This is a genomic window from Flavobacterium hibernum (assembly GCF_000832125.1).
In the GTDB taxonomy this organism is placed as follows: domain Bacteria; phylum Bacteroidota; class Bacteroidia; order Flavobacteriales; family Flavobacteriaceae; genus Flavobacterium; species Flavobacterium hibernum.
The window spans coordinates 1-19,559 of record NZ_JPRK01000009.1 but is presented as its reverse complement, the minus strand read 5'-3'; the positions used below and the strand labels follow the sequence as shown (position 1 = coordinate 19,559).

Below are 19,559 nucleotides of genomic sequence, written 5' to 3'. Positions count from 1 at the left end.
ATTCAAAAGATTAATTAATCCAAAAATGCCATTAACCTATGAAAAAAACGATTCTTTTAACTGTTTTAGTTTTAAACGGATTGACATCTTTTGCACAATCAAATGATGAAAAAAATATTAAATTATTCTATAAAAAAGCTTTAACCGAAGCAAAATGTTATACTTGGTTAGAATATTTGTCTAACGACATTGGAAGTCGTTTGTCTGGATCTGAAAATGCAGAAAAAGCAGTTAAATATACCAAGACACAATTAGAATCTTTAGGACTTGATAAAGTCTATTTGCAAGAAGTTATGGTGCCACATTGGGTTCGTGGTCAAAAAGAAACCGCTTTTATCTTAGACGGAAAATTAAAAACAGCTGTGCCAATTTGTGCTCTAGGAGGATCAGTAGCAACTCCAAAAGCAGGACTTACTGCCGAAATTGTAGAAGTGCAAGGAATTGATGAACTTAAACAATTAGGCGATAAAGTAAAAGGTAAAATTGTGTTTTATAACAGACCAATGAATCCTGAAAACATCGAAACATTTACTTCGTATGGAGCATGCGTAGATCAAAGATATGCCGGTGCACAAGAAGCAGCAAAATTTGGAGCTGTAGGAACAATTGTTCGTTCTATGAATTTGCGTTTAGACGATTTTCCACATACAGGAGTTCAAAGTTATGGTAGCCTTCCAAAAGAAGAATATATTCCAACTGCGGCAATTAGTACAAATGGGGCTGAATTGTTGAGTAAATCATTAAAAGCAAATCCAACTTTAAAATTTTATTTCAAACAATCTTGCGAAACATTACCAGATGTATTGTCTTATAACGTAATTGGCGAATTGACAGGAACAGTAAATCCATCAAACATAATGATTGTTGGAGGACATTTAGATTCTTGGGATTTGGCCGATGGTTCTCATGATGATGGGGCAGGAGTAGTACAAAGTATGGAAGTACTTCGTATTTTGAAAAACTTAAACTACAAACCTAAAAATACTATTCGTGTAGTTTTGTTTATGAATGAGGAAAACGGCGGAAAAGGCGGAGCCAAATATGAAGAAGTTTCAAAACAAAAGAACGAAAACCACATTTTTGCTTTAGAAAGTGATTCAGGAGGATTTTCTCCAAGAGGATTCTCTATAGAAGCTGATGATGCTAATTATAAAAAGATAAAAGAGTACAAAGATCTTTTTGAGCCTTATTTAGTGCATAGTTTTACAATTGGTCATGCAGGTTCAGATATTGGTCATTTAACGTCTAAGGCGATCGTTAAAGCAGGTTTAAAGCCAGACTCTCAGCGTTACTTTGATTATCACCATGCAGCAAACGATAAATTTGACGCAATAAACAAAAGAGAACTAGAACTTGGTGCTGCAACAATGACAACATTAATGTATTTAATGGACCAAAACGGAATCGTTCTTCCGGCGGCATCAAATTAATAATCTATACATAAAAATTTCTAAAAAGCTATAAGTTTTACTTGTAGCTTTTTTTATTAGAAGGAATTGGTCTTAAAAAGTAATTGTAAATTTAGCGCCTTCATTCAAATTACTTTCCAGAGAAATATGTCCGCCAAGATTAGTAACATGATTGTATACTAAGTAAAGGCCAATACCATTACTATCCTTATGCGAATTAAATTTCTGATGTAATCCAAAAATTCTGTCTTTAACCTTTTCCATATCAAAACCAATTCCGTTATCCGTAATAATGAGTTGTGTACTTCCATTAAAACGAAGCGAATTGAAGTTAATGATTGGCAAAGCGCCGGGCTTAGAATACTTGATTGAATTTGTAATGAGATTCAAGAATATACTTTTTAAAGAATTTCTATTAAAAATGATAGTGTCTGCCTCCGAAAAATCAATGGTAATTTTAGCTTTTGAGTTCTGAATTAAAGAATTTATAGAAGATAAAACTTCTTGTAAAATGATATTAAAATCTAAGATTTCAAGCTGATTATCTTCTTCATTTTTTTTATCCAAAATTGCGACATGATCAATCAGTGTTTTCTTCAAAGTTTGAGTAGAAGCTTCGATTATTGAGATTAATTCTAGCGTTTCAGGATTTGTAATCGTCGATTTATCCAGCAGATCAAAAACAGCTAATAAATTATTTACAGGCGATCTTAAATCGTGTGCAGTAGTGTAAGTAAGTTGTTTGAGCTCTTTATTTACCTTGGTAAGTTCAGTTAAATGAGCATTTCTTTCTTGCTCAAGTTCTTTTTTAAAAGTAATGTTTTTTGCGATAGCATATACTAATTTGTCTTTAGCAACAGGAAAAGAAGTCCATAAAAGCCAAACAATATTGCCGCTTTTGGTAACATATCGGTTTTCAAAATTGTACAAACCAATTTTTTGAGTCAGATCTTTTCGCGCATTTTTGGTATTTTTCTTGTCATCATCAAATACAAAATCATTAATAGGTTTAGAGAATAATTCTTCATTACTATACCCTAATAATTTTGATACTGATGGATTTATTCTTTTAAAATAACCATCAAAACCCGCGACACATAATAAGTCAGGAGAAGTATTAAAAAAGTCCTCAAAATTGGTAAAAAAATCAACAGGATGTTCTGATAAGTCTGTAGTTGTGTTATTCATAGATGAAACCCAGGGGGCGTTTAGTTTAACATCAGTAAAATACCATCATTTCTTTACTGAAATTAATAAAAGTTTTAGCGTTTTTAATAGTTCTTCGTCCAAATGCTTTTAAATTCGTTGAATAACAAAAAAAAGAGCATAACCTCTGCACTATTTGAAGTTATGCTCTTTTTCTTGATTTGATACAATTTTAGAAATAATTTAAAAGCCTAACGTTAATACGTATCGATTATAGTTTTTAATAAATCCGAATCGACTAAATCTGATGGCGCAACAACTTTCTCTTCAAGAGGAATGTTATTTCCATATCTCTCTTTTAGAATCTTTTGCACTCTTTTATCTGTTAGGTTAAAATCTTTCAATTCCTTTAGTTTTGATAATTCGATATTGGCACCGTTTTTATAAATTTTCCAAACCAACTCTGAGCAATAAATTCTGGTATCAGTCCAGTCAAAGTAAGCATCATATTCCTTTCCCATAAATTTTTGACTATAATCTTTCATTTTTTGCAGTGTAGCTTCGCTTAACACTTTATCAGCATTTTTTAATCTCTTAATCACAAATTTGTGATCTTTTCCGTGATTAATCCAGTCGCTTAATGGAGTAAGTTTTACAGGCTGAACAGCTTCAAAAACAAATAAATCTCCGTTAATTTTATAGATAATTCCACAATGCGAAAATTTTGAGTTAGTAGCAATTCGTACTGCCTCGCATTGGCTTGATTCTGAAGTTTGGAAAATAATATCAGCATCCTGAATTTTATCAGTCAAACTATTTTGTGCTGTTTTTTTTCCTGAAAATGGATTATTCGGAAAAACTTTCATTGCAACAAACAATGCACAACAAAAGCTGAGTAGAAATGTAAGTAAGGGAAAGAGATATTTTGGTTTTTTCATATCTTAGTTTAGGTTATTCTGGCAGTGATTTAAAGATTTTGAACAATCTCTTGTAGAGCATCGCTTTGCTAATCTGTGGCTTTGCAATATTTTTTTTGTTTAATCTAGGCAAATATAAGGGCAAAAAAAAATAGCTACCAAAATGATAGCTATTTTTAAATATTTTTTAAGAAATATTAGATTCTGAAAATTCCACCCACAGCGATAATTCTTTGAAAAAAGAAGAAGTCTTGCGAAGCTTTATCTTCGCTACTTGTTGTAGTTCTAATATCCTGCATGTTGATGTAACCACCTTTTAACTCACCTTGAATATAGAAATATTTGAAGAATGTAAAGTTAATTCCAGCTTTTGCAGATAAACCGTAACCAGAAACGTGAAAATCATCGTGACGTTCTTTTCCTAAAAGTGATGTATTTGTTTTAGGATATAAAACTCCCATACCTAAACCTTCAGTTAAGTTAATCTGAACTTTATCAGTATTTGGTAAACCAAACCATTTTGAAATATCATCATGTCTTGAAACCTCAGTATTAATATAGTTCAAACCGTCTGTATGTTCGTACATTAAAAAAGCAGGAGGATTTCCTTGAGCAACACCTTTATCATAACCACCTTCTATAGCGCCATTTTGCGACATATCTACAGGTGTATTATTATAAACTCCGTTGTAGTAAGATCCAGCCTCATCAGCAGGTAAATTAATATAACCGGTAACATTAGCTGTTTGATTTTGTGTCATCACATATTTCATATGATCCCAACCAATCGAAACACTATAGTGATCGTTTATGAAATACCCCATTCTAAAGTTAGTTTGAGGAATCGTCATGTTTGCCGGATTAACATAATCAATATGCCATCCTTTTGGTTTATCATGCGCTTTCATATCAGCAACCGTAAAATTGTAATCTTTACCTCTAAAGTTTACATCAGATTTAGTATAACTATCTCTGTTACCACCCCATGAAACGAAGAATTTTCCTTTATTGTGAGCTGTATATCTTTGTACTGTGATTTCTTCCTGCGCAAAAGTGTTTAGTGAAAAACACAAAAGGAAGAAAAATAAAATATTTGTTTTCAATGAAATTGTATTATAAAATTTAAAATGAGTTAACTGTTTTTCTAATAGCAACCAACTTAGTCATTAAACCTTCAAAATAGTCTAAATGCAACATGTTAGCACCATCGCTTTTTGCATTAGCAGGGTCAAAATGCGTTTCGATAAAAATACCGTCAACACCTACAGCAATACCTGCTTTAGCAACAGTTTCGATCATATCAGGTCTTCCGCCTGTAACACCTGCAGTTTGGTTAGGCTGTTGCAATGAGTGCGTAACATCCAAAACCGTAGACGCATATTGTTGCATAGTAGGAATTCCTCTAAAATCAACAATCATGTCCTGGTAGCCAAACATAGTACCACGATCTGTAACCATAACATTTTCGTTTTGGCAATCTAATACCTTTTGTACAGCATGTTTCATACTTTCAGGACTCATAAATTGTCCTTTTTTCAAGTTCACCACTTTTCCAGTGTTAGCCGCAGCAACAACCAAATCAGTTTGACGAACTAAGAATGCTGGAATTTGCAAAACGTCTACGTATTGCGCAGCCATTTCAGCATCTTCATTCGTATGAATATCTGTAACAGTTGGAACGTGAAAAGTTTCTGAAACTTTTCTTAAAATTTTTAGTGCTTTTTCGTCACCAATTCCAGAGAAACTATCGATTCTAGAACGGTTGGCTTTTTTAAATGATCCCTTAAAAACATAAGGAATTTGAAGTTTGTCGGTAATACCAACTAATTTTTCAGCAATTCTTAGAGCCATTTCTTCTCCTTCAATAGCGCAAGGTCCCGCCAATAAAAAGAAGTTTCCGCTTTCAGTATGCTTAATTTGTGGAATATGTTGTATGTTCATAATATGATTTTTTGACTGTGCAAAGGTAGTTATGATTTATGAATAGCGGATTAAGATTTAAGTTTTTTTTAAGAATCCCGATCGCTATCAAGGCAAGGCTATTCGCTACAATATTTTTCTCTAAACCTTTTTTTCTTAGCCTTTGCAGGAGTCTCCTTTGGTCGCTCTGCAAAAGCCAGAAAAAATAGGCTTTCTCAAAAAAAGATTTCCGCTACGATCGGGGCTAGCACTGTAGTGGAATTATGGGATTTGTTGGGCAATTTTGTAGGTTCCATATCTTTTAAGAAAGTACAATATTAAGATATTACAAAAAGCTCAGCCATGATATTTATCAGGTTTTGTGCCGTGTTTGAAGATTTTAAAGTATTTTTTCTTTTCAAAACCTGTGCAATAATCTCGTTATTATTGTTTTATAGTAATTTTAGTTTTTTGAAGTTTTATATAAAAAATCCAAAACAAAACCTTTCCAGTAAGAAATAAAATGTTACTAAACATATTAATGTAAACGACTGTTCGAATTTGAGACAGAAAAAAATCAGGGTCGGATAAATTAAGAGGAATAAAATGGTATAAATTTAGCTTTGTAATTACAACTGCTGGAATTGTCAATGCCAGATGAATTGTAAAATACTTTAAGTTTATTTCAGTATTAGTTTTAGATAGTTTCGAATAATAAAAGCCAACCACAACAAGAATAACTAACTTAATTAGATTCAAAATTAATCTTGCTGGAATTATAGTAGTATTCCAACCTGGAATTATCGAATATAAAAAATCAGAATTAATAGAAAGAACAAGTGTATAGTAGGGAAATATAAATATCAATAGAATGATAAAAATTATATATGCAGATCTGGTTTTAATCATAAGAATTTATTCTACTTATTTTTTTCGTAGGATCTTTTTATAAAATACTGTACAATTATAATTACCAAAAGGATTATAATAGATAGTAAATTAACAAAGTAAATTCCTATCATCCACATTCCACATCCAGGAAGTTCTCCTTGAAGACTTTCTGTAAAATTGTAAATGGCTAGATTAAAGGAAATGATAGATAAAACGATTTGCATTAGTATGCTAATCAAAACTACAGTTCTAAATTTCAACTGAATTGTTTCGCCAATTGCTTTTTGTCCGTAAATTAATTGAAAAAGAAAGGGTAAAATGATAAGAATTAAAGGAGTTATACCGTACATAATCGATTATGAAAATTATCTAAAAAATTACTCCTTCTTTAAACTCAATCCCATCGGAACCATCAAAATTCCTTTTTCGTAAACGTTCAAATATAGTTTTATAGGTTTTTTTTGCCCTTCCCATTTTAATTCATAAACATTTAGGAATCCGGCACCCATGTCGCTTCTTTTAGTTGGAAAAGGGCAACAAGTTTCTAAGCGAGTAAAAGTAATTTTTTCGCCATTTGGTCCAGCTAAAGCATTTAAAAAACGAGATTCGTTTAAAGCTTCATTTCTCGTATTTTGATAAAAAATATTAACAGGATAGTCTGGATCGTAACCATATTTTTTATCACTGCTAAATAAAGTTATTGTGAAGGTATTGTTTTTGTTTAAAACCAAATCCGGAGCATTATCATCTACATTTTTTAGCGTCGATTTTGTGCTCACGCAAGAAGTAGCAGTGATAAGTAAAATAATAAATAGCGTTATTTTTTTCATGGTTTAAAATATTGGTCATACAAATGTAAAAGTAAAAATGGTTTTCGCTGTAAATTTCAGTTTTAAAAAGATCAAAATTAATCTAGTTAATCTATGAAAAAACAACGATTCCAGTCTCTTTTACTCCACCTTTCTCGGGTTCAATTTTAGTATACCAACAACAATCAGATATTGTGCCACAAGATAAGTTAGCATAATAAAAAAAGAACTTTTTTCGATTTGAGTATGAAATTTATTGAAAGCCAATATACTATCTGAAATAACAAATACAATTGCACCTAAAAAAACATATATACTTTCAGGTTTTTTCCAGATTAGATATCCATTAAAAGCAAATAGAAGCATTGTCGAAATTACTGCAGCATAAACAATTACAGGTATTTTTAAATCGCCTAAATTGGGCATTAAAAAAAGTACCATTCCAATTAAGTAGAATGCAATAAGAAGGCTTCCTATTCCAAAAAAGACTTTATTGATTTGGATTTCTCCTGTATTTTGTTTGTTAAAAAGTACACAATAGGCAATGTGTGCAATGAGGAATGCAACTAATCCTAAAATAAAATAAATTTCGCCTATATCTGCAAAAAGCAAAACAACGTCTCCAATCCAGGAAAACAGTAAAGCTGTCAAAAGGACTCTTTTAGAAGGAAACGGTCTATAAAAATAAACGCCAAAGCCTAATAAAGGTATTAGAACCGGTTTTAAAAATAGATCTAAATTTTGATATCCTATAAATAATGCAATAAGATATATGATGCTAAAGGCAACAAATATTTTAAAATAAGTAGCGTTTCTCATAAGCGGTTTATGAATTTATGAATTGGTTTTGGTTGGTTTTAAAATCGACAGTTACAAAGTAAATAGTTATTAAAAACGATAAACATAAATAACCCAAAATGATGTAATTACTCATAGAAAAAGCATGATTTAGACCAAACCAATCTCCGTAGTACATTATAATTCCTATTGCAATTAAAAGGCGTAAACCTTCCCAAAAAATGGCATATTTACTTTTGTCCATTAATTCGGAATAACTATAAATGGTTATCAGAACAAAGAAACCGTAAATAAATATATTGGGTAGGCCAATTTTAGCAATATTATCAAATAAATAAGTTACAAACAAGAGGGTAATTAGAACTTGTGCAACAGACCAATAAATTAGTTTTTGAGAATTTTGAGTTCCGTATTTATCAAAATCAAAAACATTATCGATTTTGTTGACAGGATATTTTTCGTCAAAGTTTTCCGGTCGCCATCCAGTTGGTTTAAACCAAATGGTGAGTTTATCTTTCCAGTTGTCAGTTCTCCATGCATCTTTGATCAATAAACCTAAATGCTGAAAATTAATCCGGATAGGATTCCAGGTATTTGCAGGTCTGGTTATGCCAAAAACTGGTGGGACATCATCTAATTCTGCTTGAAAAGTACCAAATAGTTTATCCCAGAAAATAAAAATTTGTGAATGATTTTTGTCTAAATACTCAGGATTTATCGCATGATGAACACGATGATGTGATGGAGTAACTAAAATATGTTCCAGAACTCCCATTTTTTTTATGTGTTTAGTATGATACCAAAATTGTAAAAATAGGTGTAATGGTAAAGTAATAGCGATTACGGTAGCCGGAACGCCCAATAATGCCGCAGGAATTAATAAAAAAGTAAATAGGTTAACTAAACTTGCAATTGGCTGTCTTAGCGCACAGGCGAGATTAAACTCTTCACTACTGTGATGAATAGCATGTTTGTTCCAAAGAAAATTAATTTGATGTGCCCAGCGATGACTCCAATAACCATAAAAATCAATTACAAAAAAAGCAATGAAGTAGGAGAGAACGTTAGCTTCTTGATGAAAAATAGCAATTTTAGAAACCAACCATTCATATGAAATGAAAGTTAAACTCAGTCCTAAAACATCCTTTACAGAATTGGTTATTCCTGAGCTAATACTCGATACGCTATCAATCAAAGGCGCAGTGTCGTTTTTGGTATAGATGCCGTATATTTTTTCGATTATAATTAATACTAAAAAAATAGGAGTGGCGATGATTAGTATTTTTCCATATTCTTCCATAAAAAAAACATTCTATTTTATTCAAATATAGAATAAAATAGAATGTTTTTTAAATTATTTGCAATTAAACAATTAAATAAAAGTTAAGCTTTATGTTTGGTGAGAAGGGTATAATTTAAGTGAGGAAAAAAAAGTAATTATTTAATTTCTTTTGAAAAGTCGACCGGATAGAATTTTGCTGTTTTTTGATTCTTAATTTCGAATTTAACAACTTCTTTAATTATTTTAAAAGAATCATACTTTAGTTCTAAAAGAACTTGATTGCTGGCATTTACAATTCCGTATTTTTTATTTTTTTGAACAATAAATTCTCCTGTAGAATAAATTTCATTGATAGAATCAAATTCAGATGGAATCACGATTTTATTTTCATTACTAATCACGCCAAGCTTGTTTTCATTTTTGAAAATTTGATAGTTACTTTTTGAAAACTCTCCAAAGTTAAATTTATCCTTAACAAATTCACCAGCGAATATTTCTATTTCATTATAACCGTTGTCGGCAATTGTAAGAAGGTATTTTTTGGAGTTTTTTACAGCAAAAATTTTATTTTGAGATACATTATAAAACTCATAATCTTCGGGAATTAAAATCGCACTGTTTGATGAAAACACTCCATTTTTATTATCAAAATTAACCGTAATGTAATATTTAGAAAGCTGCTCTACGTTTTTATAAGAAATGGGAATTATCTCTTTTTCTAAAAATGGATTTATTATGCCTTTTAAATTGCCTTTGTCAGCAAAATATTGATTTTGAAACTGGATACTATCTTTATAGAAAGCAGAAAAAATGTGATCGTAGATTAAAGGTTTTAAAACAGAATCTTTTTTGTCGACGATACCGCTTTTTTCATTGTTTCTAACAATGTAAATTGAATTTGATGGAGAGATTTCATCGTATTTGCATTCAATTTTATACTGGCCTGATGAATTTAGGATGCCTTTTTTCTTTGTAATTGTATTTTTAATAAGATAAGCATCTGAGTCAAAAACGGTTTCGAATTGATGATTTTTAATTGAATTTAAAATAATATTTCCTTGATCGTCAATGATAAAAGTGTTCTTGTTTGAAAGTGTTACAATAGATTTTCTGCTTTTAAAATAGTCAATATCCGCGGCTTTAAAATTAGTAAGCTGCTTTCCTTTGGCATCAAACAAATCGATTGCATTATTAGTTTGAACAAATAGAATACCATTTTGGTTTTGTATGTAATCGTATTTTACAGGAATAACAATCTTGTTTTCTGTATCTACAACACCGGTTTTGTTATTTTTTGAAACTCTTATTAGACCATTTCCAAGATAAAATATATCATCATAATCAAAAGGAATTTTAATTTTGTTTTGCAGGTCGATAAATCCTCTTTTATACTTTTTATTTACGATGATTGCCGCTTCAAATAAATTTTTAAGATCTTTTTTATTGTCAATATATTGATAATTGGGTTTGATAATTACGTTTCCCAAACTATCAATCAATCCCATTTTATTGTTGAAAGTTCGAAATACGGCATAATTATTTTCGAACTGATATACATATTCGTATATTTTATTTTCGATTAATTGTTTTCGAAGAGGTTCAAATTCTGACTGTCCTTTCGAAATAAAAGGGAATAAAACCAATGAAAAAAATGCAATAATTCTCATAATTTGAAGTTTGTTAAAATGAAAACGCATTCTATTTTGCTATAAACAAAATAGAATGCGTTTTTGAATTATTTGCAATTAAACAATTTCGGCGCTTAGTCCAGCTTCCAAAAGTTGTGTACATTGTGGTTTTAACTTATCCATTGGCCCTGTTTTTACAGTGCATTTTCCGTTGTAATGTACAATTAAGGAACATTGTTCTGCTTGCTCAGGCGTGTGACTACAAACACGCATTAAAGTATCAATTACGTGATCAAAAGTATTTACATCGTCGTTGTAAACTATGATTTCGTTATTGAAACTTGTCGCTTCTTTTTCGCGAACTCTTTCTCTTACTTTTTCTTTAGTACTCATTTTCTTTTAGGTTTTTGTACTGTTGTAATTACTATTATCTAATTTACGTATTTTAATGAAACCCAGTTGTTTCTTTGAAATTTTTTAACATATGTTAAGCCTTTTTCTGTGCAAGAAGCATCAATAAAAGGAATGTCTTCTTCATAAAAACCGCTAAATAATATAATTCCACCTTTATTTAAACAATCTACATAAGCTTGCATATCATTCAACAAAATATTTCTGTTGATATTAGCAATAATTAAATCATAGCTTTTACCAGCTAATAATGCAGCATCGCCTTCATAAACGGTAATGTGTTTACAATTATTGCGTTCAGCATTTTCGATAGAGTTTAAATAGCACCAGTTGTCAATATCAATGGCATCAATAGGTTCAGCACCTTTCATTTCGGCAAGAATAGCTAAAATTGCAGTTCCACAACCCATGTCTAAAGTTTTAAGACCTTTAACATCCATTTCAAGTAAATGCTGAATCATCATGTGAGTCGTTTCATGGTGACCAGTTCCAAAACTCATTTTTGGTTCAATTACAATATCAAATTCGGCATCAGTTTTTGGATGAAAAGGAGCGCGAACGTGGCATTTGCCATCTACGTCAATTGCCTCAAAATTCTTTTCCCACTCTTCATTCCAGTTTACCTGATCGATTTCTTCAACAGTATATTCAATTTTAAATTCTTCAGACTGCAAAATATAAATGTCATCCAGAATATTCTCATCCCACAAATCTTTCTTTACATAAGCCGAAATTCCGTTTTCTGTTTCAGTAAAAGTCTCAAACGCTTTTTCGCCCAATTCGGCAATTAAAATTTCAGATCCTGGTTCTTTTGGCTCAATCGTAAAATGATATCCTAAATATATATTTGACATAAATAATTTTTTTTGCAAAGGTAAGAATAGAAAGCAGAAGTCGATTATAAATATAAAAGAACATTGCTATTTTAAGAATTATTTAAAACATAAAAAAAGCGACACCGTTAAGTATCGCTTCATGTTTGTTTTTTACTACAGATTTAAAAGTTTTTTTTGGCACGAATTCACGATTTTTTTTAATCACAATTCGCGAATTCGTGACGGTAACACAGACAATAAATGTTGTGCAAATCTGTACTAAAATATAATTTAGATTGCAGTTACAATAGCTAAGAAATCATCTGCTTTTAAAGCAGCACCTCCAATTAAACCACCATCTACGTCTGGTTTACCAAAAATTTCTTTAGCGTTGTCTGGTTTTACAGAACCACCATATAAAATTGAAACTTCGTCAGCGATGTCAGCTCCAAAAGCTTTACGTACAACTTCTCTAATAAATTCGTGCATTTCTTGCGCTTGTTCTGGCGAAGCAGTTTCTCCAGTTCCAATAGCCCAAACTGGCTCGTAAGCTAAAACAACATTAGCCCAAGATTCTTTTGAAATATGGAATAAACCATCACGTAATTGGTTTTCAACAATATTGAAATGATTTCCTGATTGACGATCTTTTAATTCTTCTCCAAAACAGAAAATAACTGTCATGTCATGTTTCAATGCAGTATCAACTTTACTAGCGATTAAAGCATCTGATTCATGAAAAATCGCTCTACGCTCAGAGTGTCCAAGAATAACAGTGTTTACACCAATGCTTGTTAACATATCAGCAGAAATTTCTCCTGTAAAAGCACCACCTTCAGCTTGGTGAACGTTTTGAGCAGAAACTCCAATAGTTGTATTTTTAAGTTTTGCAACCGCTGCTTGTAAATTTACAAATGTTGGAGCAACAATTACTTGAGCAGTAGTTTGAGCTGGTATTTTAGCAATTAATTCGCTTAATAATTCTTCAGTTTGTTCAGCGTTTTTATGCATTTTCCAGTTTCCTGCAACAATTTTTTTTCTCATTTTGGTAGTTTTTAATATTCTTTTTTTTTGTTTTTTATTCTTTTATTAATTTGAAGTTTATTTCGACAATAAAATGATCATCGATCCTAGATTTTACTTCAAGCTTTTTAGCGTTTCATTGATTTTATCAAAATCTGTTTCGATAGCACGATACAATACGATTTTTCCTTTTTTGTCAACTATAATATATCTTGGAATCCAATCTAGATCGATTGTTTTTCCAAAAACACCTTTCATTCCGTCGTTCATCATAAAGTGATCGCCTTTTAACTCGTGTTTTTCGATTCCTGCTTTCCATTTATCAGCTGTTTTATCTGCCGAAATAAATAAGTAAGAAACATCAGGATTGTTAGCTTGTAGATCTTTTACTTTTGGCATTGCTTTTACACAATCACCGCACCAAGAAGCCCAAACCTCAATAACCAAAGTTTTACCTTTGTATTTTTTTAAAATGTTTTTAAATTCAACTTGACTTCCATCTGTTGCTAATAATTTTTCAGACAAGGCCTCTTTCGAAAAAGCGGTTTTTTGTGCTTGTGAACATGAAAAAGTAATAAATGCAATAACGACTAGGACTAACTGTTTCATAAGTAGATAATATTTGCTTTTAAAATGAATTATGGTATCGCTTTTCTTCATTCCTGTATCTGATTTAGAATAATAGCGATTTCATATAATTATGATTCCGAACAAAGTTAAACAAACAAATTGAATGAGAAATCATCATTAACAAAATTTGAAGAGCGCTTTATTTTATCACAAAAGTTGAATTTTAGGTTAGAAAAAGCGGAATGAAATCGTAATAGTTGACTCAAAAAACGGGTATTTTTAATGTGGATTTTTTAATGCAGAAAAAAAAGATCTGTTTTTGAAGTTGAAGAAGTAATTTTCAAAGCAAAAAAACGTCAGATTGAGATGAAAAAAGGTCTTCAATAAATATTCTGAATTAGGATTTATTGAAGACCTTTTGATTATTTTTTTTAGAAATATTATTTCAAATCATAATTACCATTTGCCCATTTTTTGCTTGGAGCAATCCAATCATCAGAGGCTTTGTATAAAAAGCCATGTTTTAGATTGGTGTTTAATTCTATTTGTTTGAAATGATTTATTTTAAGCTTTGAAGTTTCTTTTCGTTTGATAGCATCAACACCATAAACATCTGATTTTTCGTAAATCGTTAAAATGTTTCCGCAGAAATTAATATCTGGTATTTCCTGAATATCGCTATCTCTAAAACATCCAATAAAAACAAAATTTACATCAGGATTTGCTAAATAAGTCGATACATATTGTGCAATATAACCCCCTTTTGATGTGCCAATTACGGTTATTCTATTTGCAGAAATACCTTCTTTAATCAATTTTTTAATTTGCTTAACAATCTTTTCGGCATATTTTGCTGCGTTAGTGTTTTTGCTTCTTTTTTCGCTAAAAACAATAAAGTTATCTTTTCTAAATGAGGCTAAAATTTCGTTGTATTCGGCTTTTCCATATTCAGGATGCGCAACGCTGAGGTCATTTTGCTCTACAAATGCATTGTGCAGGAAAAAGATGTAACGTTGTTCTTTATTTGGCGTTTTTGATTGACTAAAACCTATTATGGAGAAGAATAATGTAAGCAAAAAAGTAAATAAGAATTTAGGAGATTGTTTCATGAATAAAGTTGTTTTTTGGGTATAGTTGAAACAAATATATAAAAACAAATGCTCTAATTTAATATTTTTCTTACGAAGTAATATTGGCTTAAAAAAAAACGCCAATTTCACTAAATTAATAGTAAAATTGGCGTCTTTATAATTATATCGATGAGAGATTTTTACAGTTTCAAATCCTCAACATCGTTGTAATGTACTTTTTGAATCACAGTTCCGTTGTGTAAAACTACAATGCTTGGATTTGATCTTTCGATAGTTTTTAATGGAATTGCGTCACAAAAATAGAAGTCAATATCTAAACCGTATTGTTTCTTAGCTTTTGCAATTTCGTCAGCTCCAGAAGCTGTCATTGCAATTACTTTGTATCCTTTTGCTTTTGCATCTTTAGTTATAGTTTCAAGTTTTTTCATTCCGTCAGGATTAGATAAAGCAAGATCGTAAGTAACATAAAGCAGTAACTTTGGTTCTTTCAATAATTCTTCTTTATAATCAGAATCATCTTTCATCATAGTAAAATCATGAATTGGCGGTACATAACCTTCTGTAATTACTTTGTCTTTTCGGTCAACAAAAGTAGCTCCTTCAGGAATATTCGCTAAATCTTTTTCGGTAAATTCTTTGTCAACACCATTTACTTTGTAGATAAAAATCATTTCAACCACCGATTTTGGAGCGCCTTCTGGAATTTCCATTCCTTTCTCGATGTTTGTTCCTACTTTAAACGGACGGAAATCTTTTAAAGGATTGTGGTTCAATACCCAAACTGCCATAAAAATGCATAAAATAACACTTGCATAAGTAATGATATTGGTAACGGGTGTTGAAAACAAAGGTTTTACTAATTTTTTATTGATGAATAAAATCAGGATAAAGAAAAGTAAAACAATATCTTTTGTAAATGATTGCCAAGGTGTTAAGTGTAATGCATCTCCAAAACATCCACAGTCTTTAACTACGTCAAAATAAGCAGAGTAGAAGGTAAGGAAAGTAAAGAAAACGATTAACAATAATAAAGCCCAAATGGTAAGTTTTGATTTGTAGCCAACTAATAGCATTACGCCCAAAACTACTTCCAGAATTACTAGAAAGATTGCTAATCCTAGAGCTAGTGGTTCTAGAAAAGGCATATTGAAAACGGGTTCGCTAAAATATTCGGCTAATTTATAAGAGAAACCAACTGGATCGTTTAGTTTTATTAATCCCGATATGATAAATAATACGCCAACAAATAGTCGGGAGAATTGAGTAATGATGTTTTTCATTTTTAAAATTTGGGTTTTAAGTTGAAATCTATTGTTTAGGTGTAAGAGGATCTAAAATCAAAGCAAAAACTGAATAATTAATCATATCTTGATAATTGGCGTCGATACCTTCAGAAACTAAAGTTTTTCCTTTATTGTCTTCGATTTGTTTTACGCGAAGTATTTTTTGTAAAATCAAATCTGTCAATGAACTTACACGCATATCACGCCAAGCCTCGCCATAATCATGATTTTTGGCTTCCATTAACTCTTTTGTTAGTTTAATTTTAGCGTCATACAATTCAGTTGCTTTTTCAACATCTAAATCAGGTTGGTCTGCAACTCCCAATTCTAATTGAATTAAGGCCATAATCGAATAATTGATGATTCCTATGAATTCTCCTTTTTCATCTTCATCAACTTTACGGATCTCATTTTCCTGTAAACTTCTAATTCTTTGTGCTTTTATGAAAATTTGGTCAGTTAGTGATGGAAGTCTTAAAATTCTCCATGCGCTGCCGTAATCTTTCATTTTATTGATAAATAAGGTTCTGCAAACCGTAATTACATTATCAAATTCAAGGGAAGTATTCTTCATTTATTGCTGTATATTTGCTTAAATTTTTTCAAAAATAAGGATTAAATTAAAGAGTTTCAAGTTTAAGGTTTTCTTTGTTTCAAGTTTTTTCTAAACAAAGTGTTAATGACAAGATCTTGAAACTTGAAATCTGAAACAAAAAATAATAAAAATGCTGATTAACTGCAAAGGTGAACTTATAGATTTGTCGATTCCTAAAGTAATGGGAATTCTAAATGTTACTCCCAATTCTTTTTTTGATGGAGGGAAATATAAAAATGAAGAAGAAATTATCGATCAAGTAGATAAAATGTTATCTCAGGGCGCAACATTTATTGACATTGGTGCGTATTCAAGCAAACCAAGTGCCGAGTTTGTTACGGAACAAGAAGAAATCGACCGAATTGTTCCTGCAATAGAATTGATTTTAAAGCATTTTCCAAACGCTCTTTTATCGATTGATACTTTTAGAGCCGAAGTTGCAAAAGCTAGTATAGAAAGTGGTGCGGCGATTATAAATGACATTGCAGCAGGAGAACTTGACGATAAAATGTTTGAGGTTATTGCACAATACAATGTTCCATACATTATGATGCACATGCGTGGAAATCCGCAAACCATGCAGAGTTTAACGCAATATGACGACATCGTAAAAGAAATGATGTTTTATTTTTCTGAAAAAGTAAAAAAAGCGAGAGCTTTAGGGATTAACGATTTGATTCTTGATCCGGGTTTTGGTTTTGCCAAAACAACAGATCAAAATTATGAAGTGATGCAAAAAATGGAGCTTTTTAATCTTTTAGAATTACCTGTTTTAGCTGGGATTTCAAGAAAATCGATGATTTATAAAACGCTTGATATTACACCACAAGAAGCTTTAAACGGAACAACTTTTTTGAATACGATTGCTTTGACAAAAGGCGCAAAAATTTTGCGTGTTCATGATGTGAAAGAAGCGGTGGAATGTGTCACTTTGTTTGGTAAAATGAATTTGAATACTATATAAACGACAGATTTGTCATTCCGATTTCTATGATAAAAAGTAATTTTTATTCGTTTCAACGGATTAATCCCGAAGCTTCGGGACGTTGCTACAATATAAATCATTCCTCGGGAATTTTTTTGAGGAGCTCCGTAGGAATAAATATATTGTTATGATGGATTTTAATCCATCATTCACAACGTAACCGCAATATTGTCATTCCGAGGAACGAGGAATCTCCATGAGTTGCTCGACAAAGATTTACGATTTTCTTTACGGAGTTTCTTGCGGAGATTCCTCGTTCCTCGGAATGACAAACTGTTTTGAAAAAAAATGAAATAAGCTTAGTCGCACAGCTATGTTTGTTTAAACAAGTGAAACGCTTTTTTTAAGTTTACAAATCTATGTTTCTATGTGTTTAAAACTTTAAAATTTATGAAATACTTTACTCTAATTTTAGCTTTCCTTCTTTTTTCATGCGAAGAAAAAAAAGATGTTCTACTTCCAAAATCAAACGTTACAATTGTAAAAGATGTTCAAGATCATTCGCCAATCTATATCTTTTTTAAAACGGTAGGAAAAGATACAATTGCAGATGTTAATAGAAAAAACAGTATTATCTCGACCAATTGGATTTTGAATGTCGATAAACGTTTACCTCTTAAACTTGTAATTCCGGAAGTGATGAAATTACAGAAAAAAAAGAGGGATGACAGTGCTCATAAAAACGAAAATGCCGAAAATTATTATTCGTATGCAGATTCTATTGGAAAGAATATGGCTTTTTTACCTTTCACGAAAGTGTATTATAAGATGGAAATTGCCAATAATAGAAGCCAGCTTTATTTTAAAAAGAATGGAATGATCAAATATAGTGGAAGAAAAACATATGATTTTCCTAAAAGTAATTTAAAGCCATTTTTAGATAGTTTGGTTATAAATCCGAAAGCTCAAATTACATTTTCGTATGATAAAAACATGCATTTTGAAGATTATATTCAATGCAAAATTCTGGTACAAACTATAATAGATAAAAAGATTCCGTATGTTTTTATAAATGAAGAAGAAGAGTTTGTTTTCTAAAACTGAACACTAAAAACTGCAACTGAATACTAATTTTATTGATGATGATAAGGTTCATTTCTTAAAATAGTAAATCCTCTATACAATTGTTCGATAAAAAACAAACGTACCATTTGGTGTGAAAATGTCATTAACGAAAGCGAAATTTTACCTTGTGCTTTGCTGTAAACCGTATCAGAGAATCCATAAGGACCACCAATTACAAAAACAAGAGTTTTGATTCCGGAATTCATTTTCTTTTGTAATTCTTCAGAGAAACCTACGCTTGAAAAGTTTTTCCCGTTTTCATCCAATAAAATCAATTGATCTGTTGGTGAAAGTTTCGACAAAATCAATTCGCCTTCTTTCTCCTTTTGCTGACTTTCGGATAAATTCTTTACGTTTTTGATATCGGGAATAATCTCCAAATCAAATTTGATGTAAAACGACAAACGTTTGGTATAGTCATCAATCAAAGTTTGAAGTGCTTTATTGTCGGTTTTGCCAATGGCGATAAGTTTGATATTCATTTTTTATTTTTATTTTTTGCCACAGATTAAAATGATTTTCACAGATTAATTTAAAGCGAATTAAAGAAATAATCCTTTTTAATTCTTTAATCTTTGGCAAAATAATCCCTATTTTTTATTCTCAAAAACAGTTTCAAAATGTTCTACAATAGGAAACGGTTCGTAATAATGATGCAACATCTTTTTCCATTCTAAGTAAGCTTCAGAAGTTCTAAAACCCACAGTATGATCTTCGAGCGTATTCCAATCAACCAACAAAAGATATTTGTTTTCGACTTCGAGACATTTCTCTAAACGATGACCTAAATATCCATCAATCGATGCGATGTATTGACTTGCATTTGCAAAATCAGCCTCGAATTGAGTTGCTAAATTTGGTTTTACATAAAGAAAAGCGGCTTCTAAAATCATAATTATAACGTTTAACAAACCCGACAGGTTTTAAAAACCTGTCGGGTTT

21 protein-coding genes are annotated in these 19,559 nt (G+C 31.0%); 3 read left to right on the top strand and 18 right to left on the bottom strand.

All coding sequences use genetic code 11. The features are described 5' to 3' along the window. Positions 1-38 precede the first annotated feature (38 nt). A complete protein-coding gene (locus IW18_RS11345) occupies positions 39-1,430 on the top strand; it encodes a M20/M25/M40 family metallo-hydrolase (protein ID WP_041517800.1) in 1,392 nt (463 codons plus the stop codon). A gap of 72 nt (positions 1,431-1,502) precedes the next feature. Here IW18_RS11345 and IW18_RS11340 read toward each other — a convergent pair whose 3' ends face one another. The 16 genes from IW18_RS11340 to IW18_RS11260 all read right to left on the bottom strand — a co-directional run bounded on the left by IW18_RS11340 (position 1,503) and on the right by IW18_RS11260 (position 16,546). Beyond that, positions 1,503-2,597, bottom strand: coding sequence for a PAS domain-containing sensor histidine kinase (locus tag IW18_RS11340; RefSeq protein ID WP_041517799.1), 1,095 nt, complete (start codon positions 2,595-2,597; stop codon positions 1,503-1,505). A gap of 215 nt (positions 2,598-2,812) precedes the next feature. Next, positions 2,813-3,493 (bottom strand): YiiX family permuted papain-like enzyme, encoded by a 681-nt coding sequence (locus tag IW18_RS11335; RefSeq protein ID WP_041517797.1) that lies wholly within the window; start codon positions 3,491-3,493, stop codon positions 2,813-2,815. 176 nt (positions 3,494-3,669) lie between these two features. After that, positions 3,670-4,575, bottom strand: coding sequence for a hypothetical protein (locus IW18_RS11330; RefSeq protein ID WP_041518074.1), 906 nt, complete (start codon positions 4,573-4,575; stop codon positions 3,670-3,672). A 19-nt stretch (positions 4,576-4,594) separates the two neighbouring features. Continuing rightward, on the bottom strand, positions 4,595-5,413 hold the full coding sequence (gene kdsA, locus IW18_RS11325) for a 3-deoxy-8-phosphooctulonate synthase (protein WP_041517795.1): 819 nt from the start codon (positions 5,411-5,413) through the stop codon (positions 4,595-4,597). A gap of 878 nt (positions 5,414-6,291) precedes the next feature. After that, positions 6,292-6,612, bottom strand: coding sequence for a hypothetical protein (locus IW18_RS11315; RefSeq protein ID WP_041517792.1), 321 nt, complete (start codon positions 6,610-6,612; stop codon positions 6,292-6,294). A gap of 27 nt (positions 6,613-6,639) precedes the next feature. After that, positions 6,640-7,092, bottom strand: coding sequence for a hypothetical protein (locus IW18_RS11310; RefSeq protein WP_041517791.1), 453 nt, complete (start codon positions 7,090-7,092; stop codon positions 6,640-6,642). Between the two features lie 120 nt (positions 7,093-7,212). After that, complete coding sequence (locus IW18_RS11305; RefSeq protein ID WP_041517790.1) at positions 7,213-7,890, bottom strand: lysoplasmalogenase; 678 nt, start codon at positions 7,888-7,890, stop codon at positions 7,213-7,215. Between the two features lie 7 nt (positions 7,891-7,897). After that, positions 7,898-9,169 (bottom strand): sterol desaturase family protein, encoded by a 1,272-nt coding sequence (locus IW18_RS11300; RefSeq protein WP_041517788.1) that lies wholly within the window; start codon positions 9,167-9,169, stop codon positions 7,898-7,900. Between the two features lie 137 nt (positions 9,170-9,306). Then, positions 9,307-10,818 carry a WG repeat-containing protein gene (locus tag IW18_RS11295; protein WP_160113192.1) on the bottom strand — a complete coding sequence of 504 codons (1,512 nt, stop codon included), beginning with the start codon at positions 10,816-10,818 and terminating at the stop codon, positions 9,307-9,309. Positions 10,819-10,896: 78 nt separating this feature from the next. After that, positions 10,897-11,172: an ATP-dependent Clp protease adaptor ClpS gene (locus IW18_RS11290; RefSeq protein WP_041517785.1), complete on the bottom strand. Its 276-nt coding sequence runs from the start codon at positions 11,170-11,172 to the stop codon at positions 10,897-10,899. Positions 11,173-11,210: 38 nt separating this feature from the next. Further along, positions 11,211-12,044 carry a 50S ribosomal protein L11 methyltransferase gene (gene prmA, locus IW18_RS11285; RefSeq protein WP_041517784.1) on the bottom strand — a complete coding sequence of 278 codons (834 nt, stop codon included), beginning with the start codon at positions 12,042-12,044 and terminating at the stop codon, positions 11,211-11,213. A gap of 252 nt (positions 12,045-12,296) precedes the next feature. Then, complete coding sequence (gene tpiA / locus IW18_RS11280) at positions 12,297-13,049, bottom strand: triose-phosphate isomerase (RefSeq protein WP_041517783.1); 753 nt, start codon at positions 13,047-13,049, stop codon at positions 12,297-12,299. Positions 13,050-13,142: 93 nt separating this feature from the next. Then, positions 13,143-13,637, bottom strand: a complete 495-nt coding sequence (locus IW18_RS11275) for a TlpA family protein disulfide reductase (RefSeq protein WP_041517782.1) — start codon at positions 13,635-13,637, stop codon at positions 13,143-13,145. Positions 13,638-14,038: 401 nt separating this feature from the next. Then, a complete protein-coding gene (locus tag IW18_RS11270) occupies positions 14,039-14,707 on the bottom strand; it encodes a YqiA/YcfP family alpha/beta fold hydrolase (RefSeq protein WP_041517780.1) in 669 nt (222 codons plus the stop codon). Positions 14,708-14,868: 161 nt separating this feature from the next. Then, positions 14,869-15,969: a BT_3928 family protein gene (locus tag IW18_RS11265; RefSeq protein ID WP_041517779.1), complete on the bottom strand. Its 1,101-nt coding sequence runs from the start codon at positions 15,967-15,969 to the stop codon at positions 14,869-14,871. Positions 15,970-15,997: 28 nt separating this feature from the next. Continuing rightward, positions 15,998-16,546 (bottom strand): DUF1599 domain-containing protein, encoded by a 549-nt coding sequence (locus IW18_RS11260; protein WP_041517776.1) that lies wholly within the window; start codon positions 16,544-16,546, stop codon positions 15,998-16,000. A 151-nt stretch (positions 16,547-16,697) separates the two neighbouring features. On the opposite strand from IW18_RS11260, the gene folP reads away from it, so the two are divergent. Together folP and IW18_RS11250 are read left to right on the top strand one after the other, a co-directional pair. Next, a complete protein-coding gene (gene folP, locus IW18_RS11255) occupies positions 16,698-17,531 on the top strand; it encodes a dihydropteroate synthase (protein ID WP_041517775.1) in 834 nt (277 codons plus the stop codon). Between the two features lie 411 nt (positions 17,532-17,942). Further along, positions 17,943-18,590: a hypothetical protein gene (locus IW18_RS11250; RefSeq protein WP_041517773.1), complete on the top strand. Its 648-nt coding sequence runs from the start codon at positions 17,943-17,945 to the stop codon at positions 18,588-18,590. 35 nt (positions 18,591-18,625) lie between these two features. On the opposite strand, the gene rlmH is transcribed toward IW18_RS11250, so the two are convergent. Next, entirely contained in the window at positions 18,626-19,099 is a 474-nt protein-coding gene (gene rlmH, locus IW18_RS11245; protein WP_041517771.1) for a 23S rRNA (pseudouridine(1915)-N(3))-methyltransferase RlmH, read from the bottom strand. Positions 19,100-19,207: 108 nt separating this feature from the next. Continuing rightward, positions 19,208-19,510 carry an antibiotic biosynthesis monooxygenase family protein gene (locus IW18_RS11240; protein ID WP_041517769.1) on the bottom strand — a complete coding sequence of 101 codons (303 nt, stop codon included), beginning with the start codon at positions 19,508-19,510 and terminating at the stop codon, positions 19,208-19,210. Between the last annotated feature and the right edge of the window lie 49 nt (positions 19,511-19,559).

Bases quoted from the DNA above. Each gene is read 5' to 3' on its own strand.
- IW18_RS11345 (WP_041517800.1), top strand. From the start codon at position 39: ATGAAAAAAACGATTCTTTTAACTGTTTTAGTTTTAAACGGATTGACA.
- IW18_RS11340 (WP_041517799.1), bottom strand. From the start codon at position 2,597: ATGAATAACACAACTACAGACTTATCAGAACATCCTGTTGATTTTTTT.
- IW18_RS11335 (WP_041517797.1), bottom strand. From the start codon at position 3,493: ATGAAAAAACCAAAATATCTCTTTCCCTTACTTACATTTCTACTCAGC.
- kdsA (WP_041517795.1), bottom strand. From the start codon at position 5,413: ATGAACATACAACATATTCCACAAATTAAGCATACTGAAAGCGGAAAC.
- IW18_RS11315 (WP_041517792.1), bottom strand. From the start codon at position 6,612: ATGTACGGTATAACTCCTTTAATTCTTATCATTTTACCCTTTCTTTTT.
- IW18_RS11310 (WP_041517791.1), bottom strand. From the start codon at position 7,092: ATGAAAAAAATAACGCTATTTATTATTTTACTTATCACTGCTACTTCT.
- IW18_RS11305 (WP_041517790.1), bottom strand. From the start codon at position 7,890: ATGAGAAACGCTACTTATTTTAAAATATTTGTTGCCTTTAGCATCATA.
- IW18_RS11300 (WP_041517788.1), bottom strand. From the start codon at position 9,169: ATGGAAGAATATGGAAAAATACTAATCATCGCCACTCCTATTTTTTTA.
- IW18_RS11295 (WP_160113192.1), bottom strand. From the start codon at position 10,818: ATGAGAATTATTGCATTTTTTTCATTGGTTTTATTCCCTTTTATTTCG.
- IW18_RS11290 (WP_041517785.1), bottom strand. From the start codon at position 11,172: ATGAGTACTAAAGAAAAAGTAAGAGAAAGAGTTCGCGAAAAAGAAGCG.
- prmA (WP_041517784.1), bottom strand. From the start codon at position 12,044: ATGTCAAATATATATTTAGGATATCATTTTACGATTGAGCCAAAAGAA.
- tpiA (WP_041517783.1), bottom strand. From the start codon at position 13,049: ATGAGAAAAAAAATTGTTGCAGGAAACTGGAAAATGCATAAAAACGCT.
- IW18_RS11275 (WP_041517782.1), bottom strand. From the start codon at position 13,637: ATGAAACAGTTAGTCCTAGTCGTTATTGCATTTATTACTTTTTCATGT.
- IW18_RS11270 (WP_041517780.1), bottom strand. From the start codon at position 14,707: ATGAAACAATCTCCTAAATTCTTATTTACTTTTTTGCTTACATTATTC.
- IW18_RS11265 (WP_041517779.1), bottom strand. From the start codon at position 15,969: ATGAAAAACATCATTACTCAATTCTCCCGACTATTTGTTGGCGTATTA.
- IW18_RS11260 (WP_041517776.1), bottom strand. From the start codon at position 16,546: ATGAAGAATACTTCCCTTGAATTTGATAATGTAATTACGGTTTGCAGA.
- folP (WP_041517775.1), top strand. From the start codon at position 16,698: ATGCTGATTAACTGCAAAGGTGAACTTATAGATTTGTCGATTCCTAAA.
- IW18_RS11250 (WP_041517773.1), top strand. From the start codon at position 17,943: ATGAAATACTTTACTCTAATTTTAGCTTTCCTTCTTTTTTCATGCGAA.
- rlmH (WP_041517771.1), bottom strand. From the start codon at position 19,099: ATGAATATCAAACTTATCGCCATTGGCAAAACCGACAATAAAGCACTT.
- IW18_RS11240 (WP_041517769.1), bottom strand. From the start codon at position 19,510: ATGATTTTAGAAGCCGCTTTTCTTTATGTAAAACCAAATTTAGCAACT.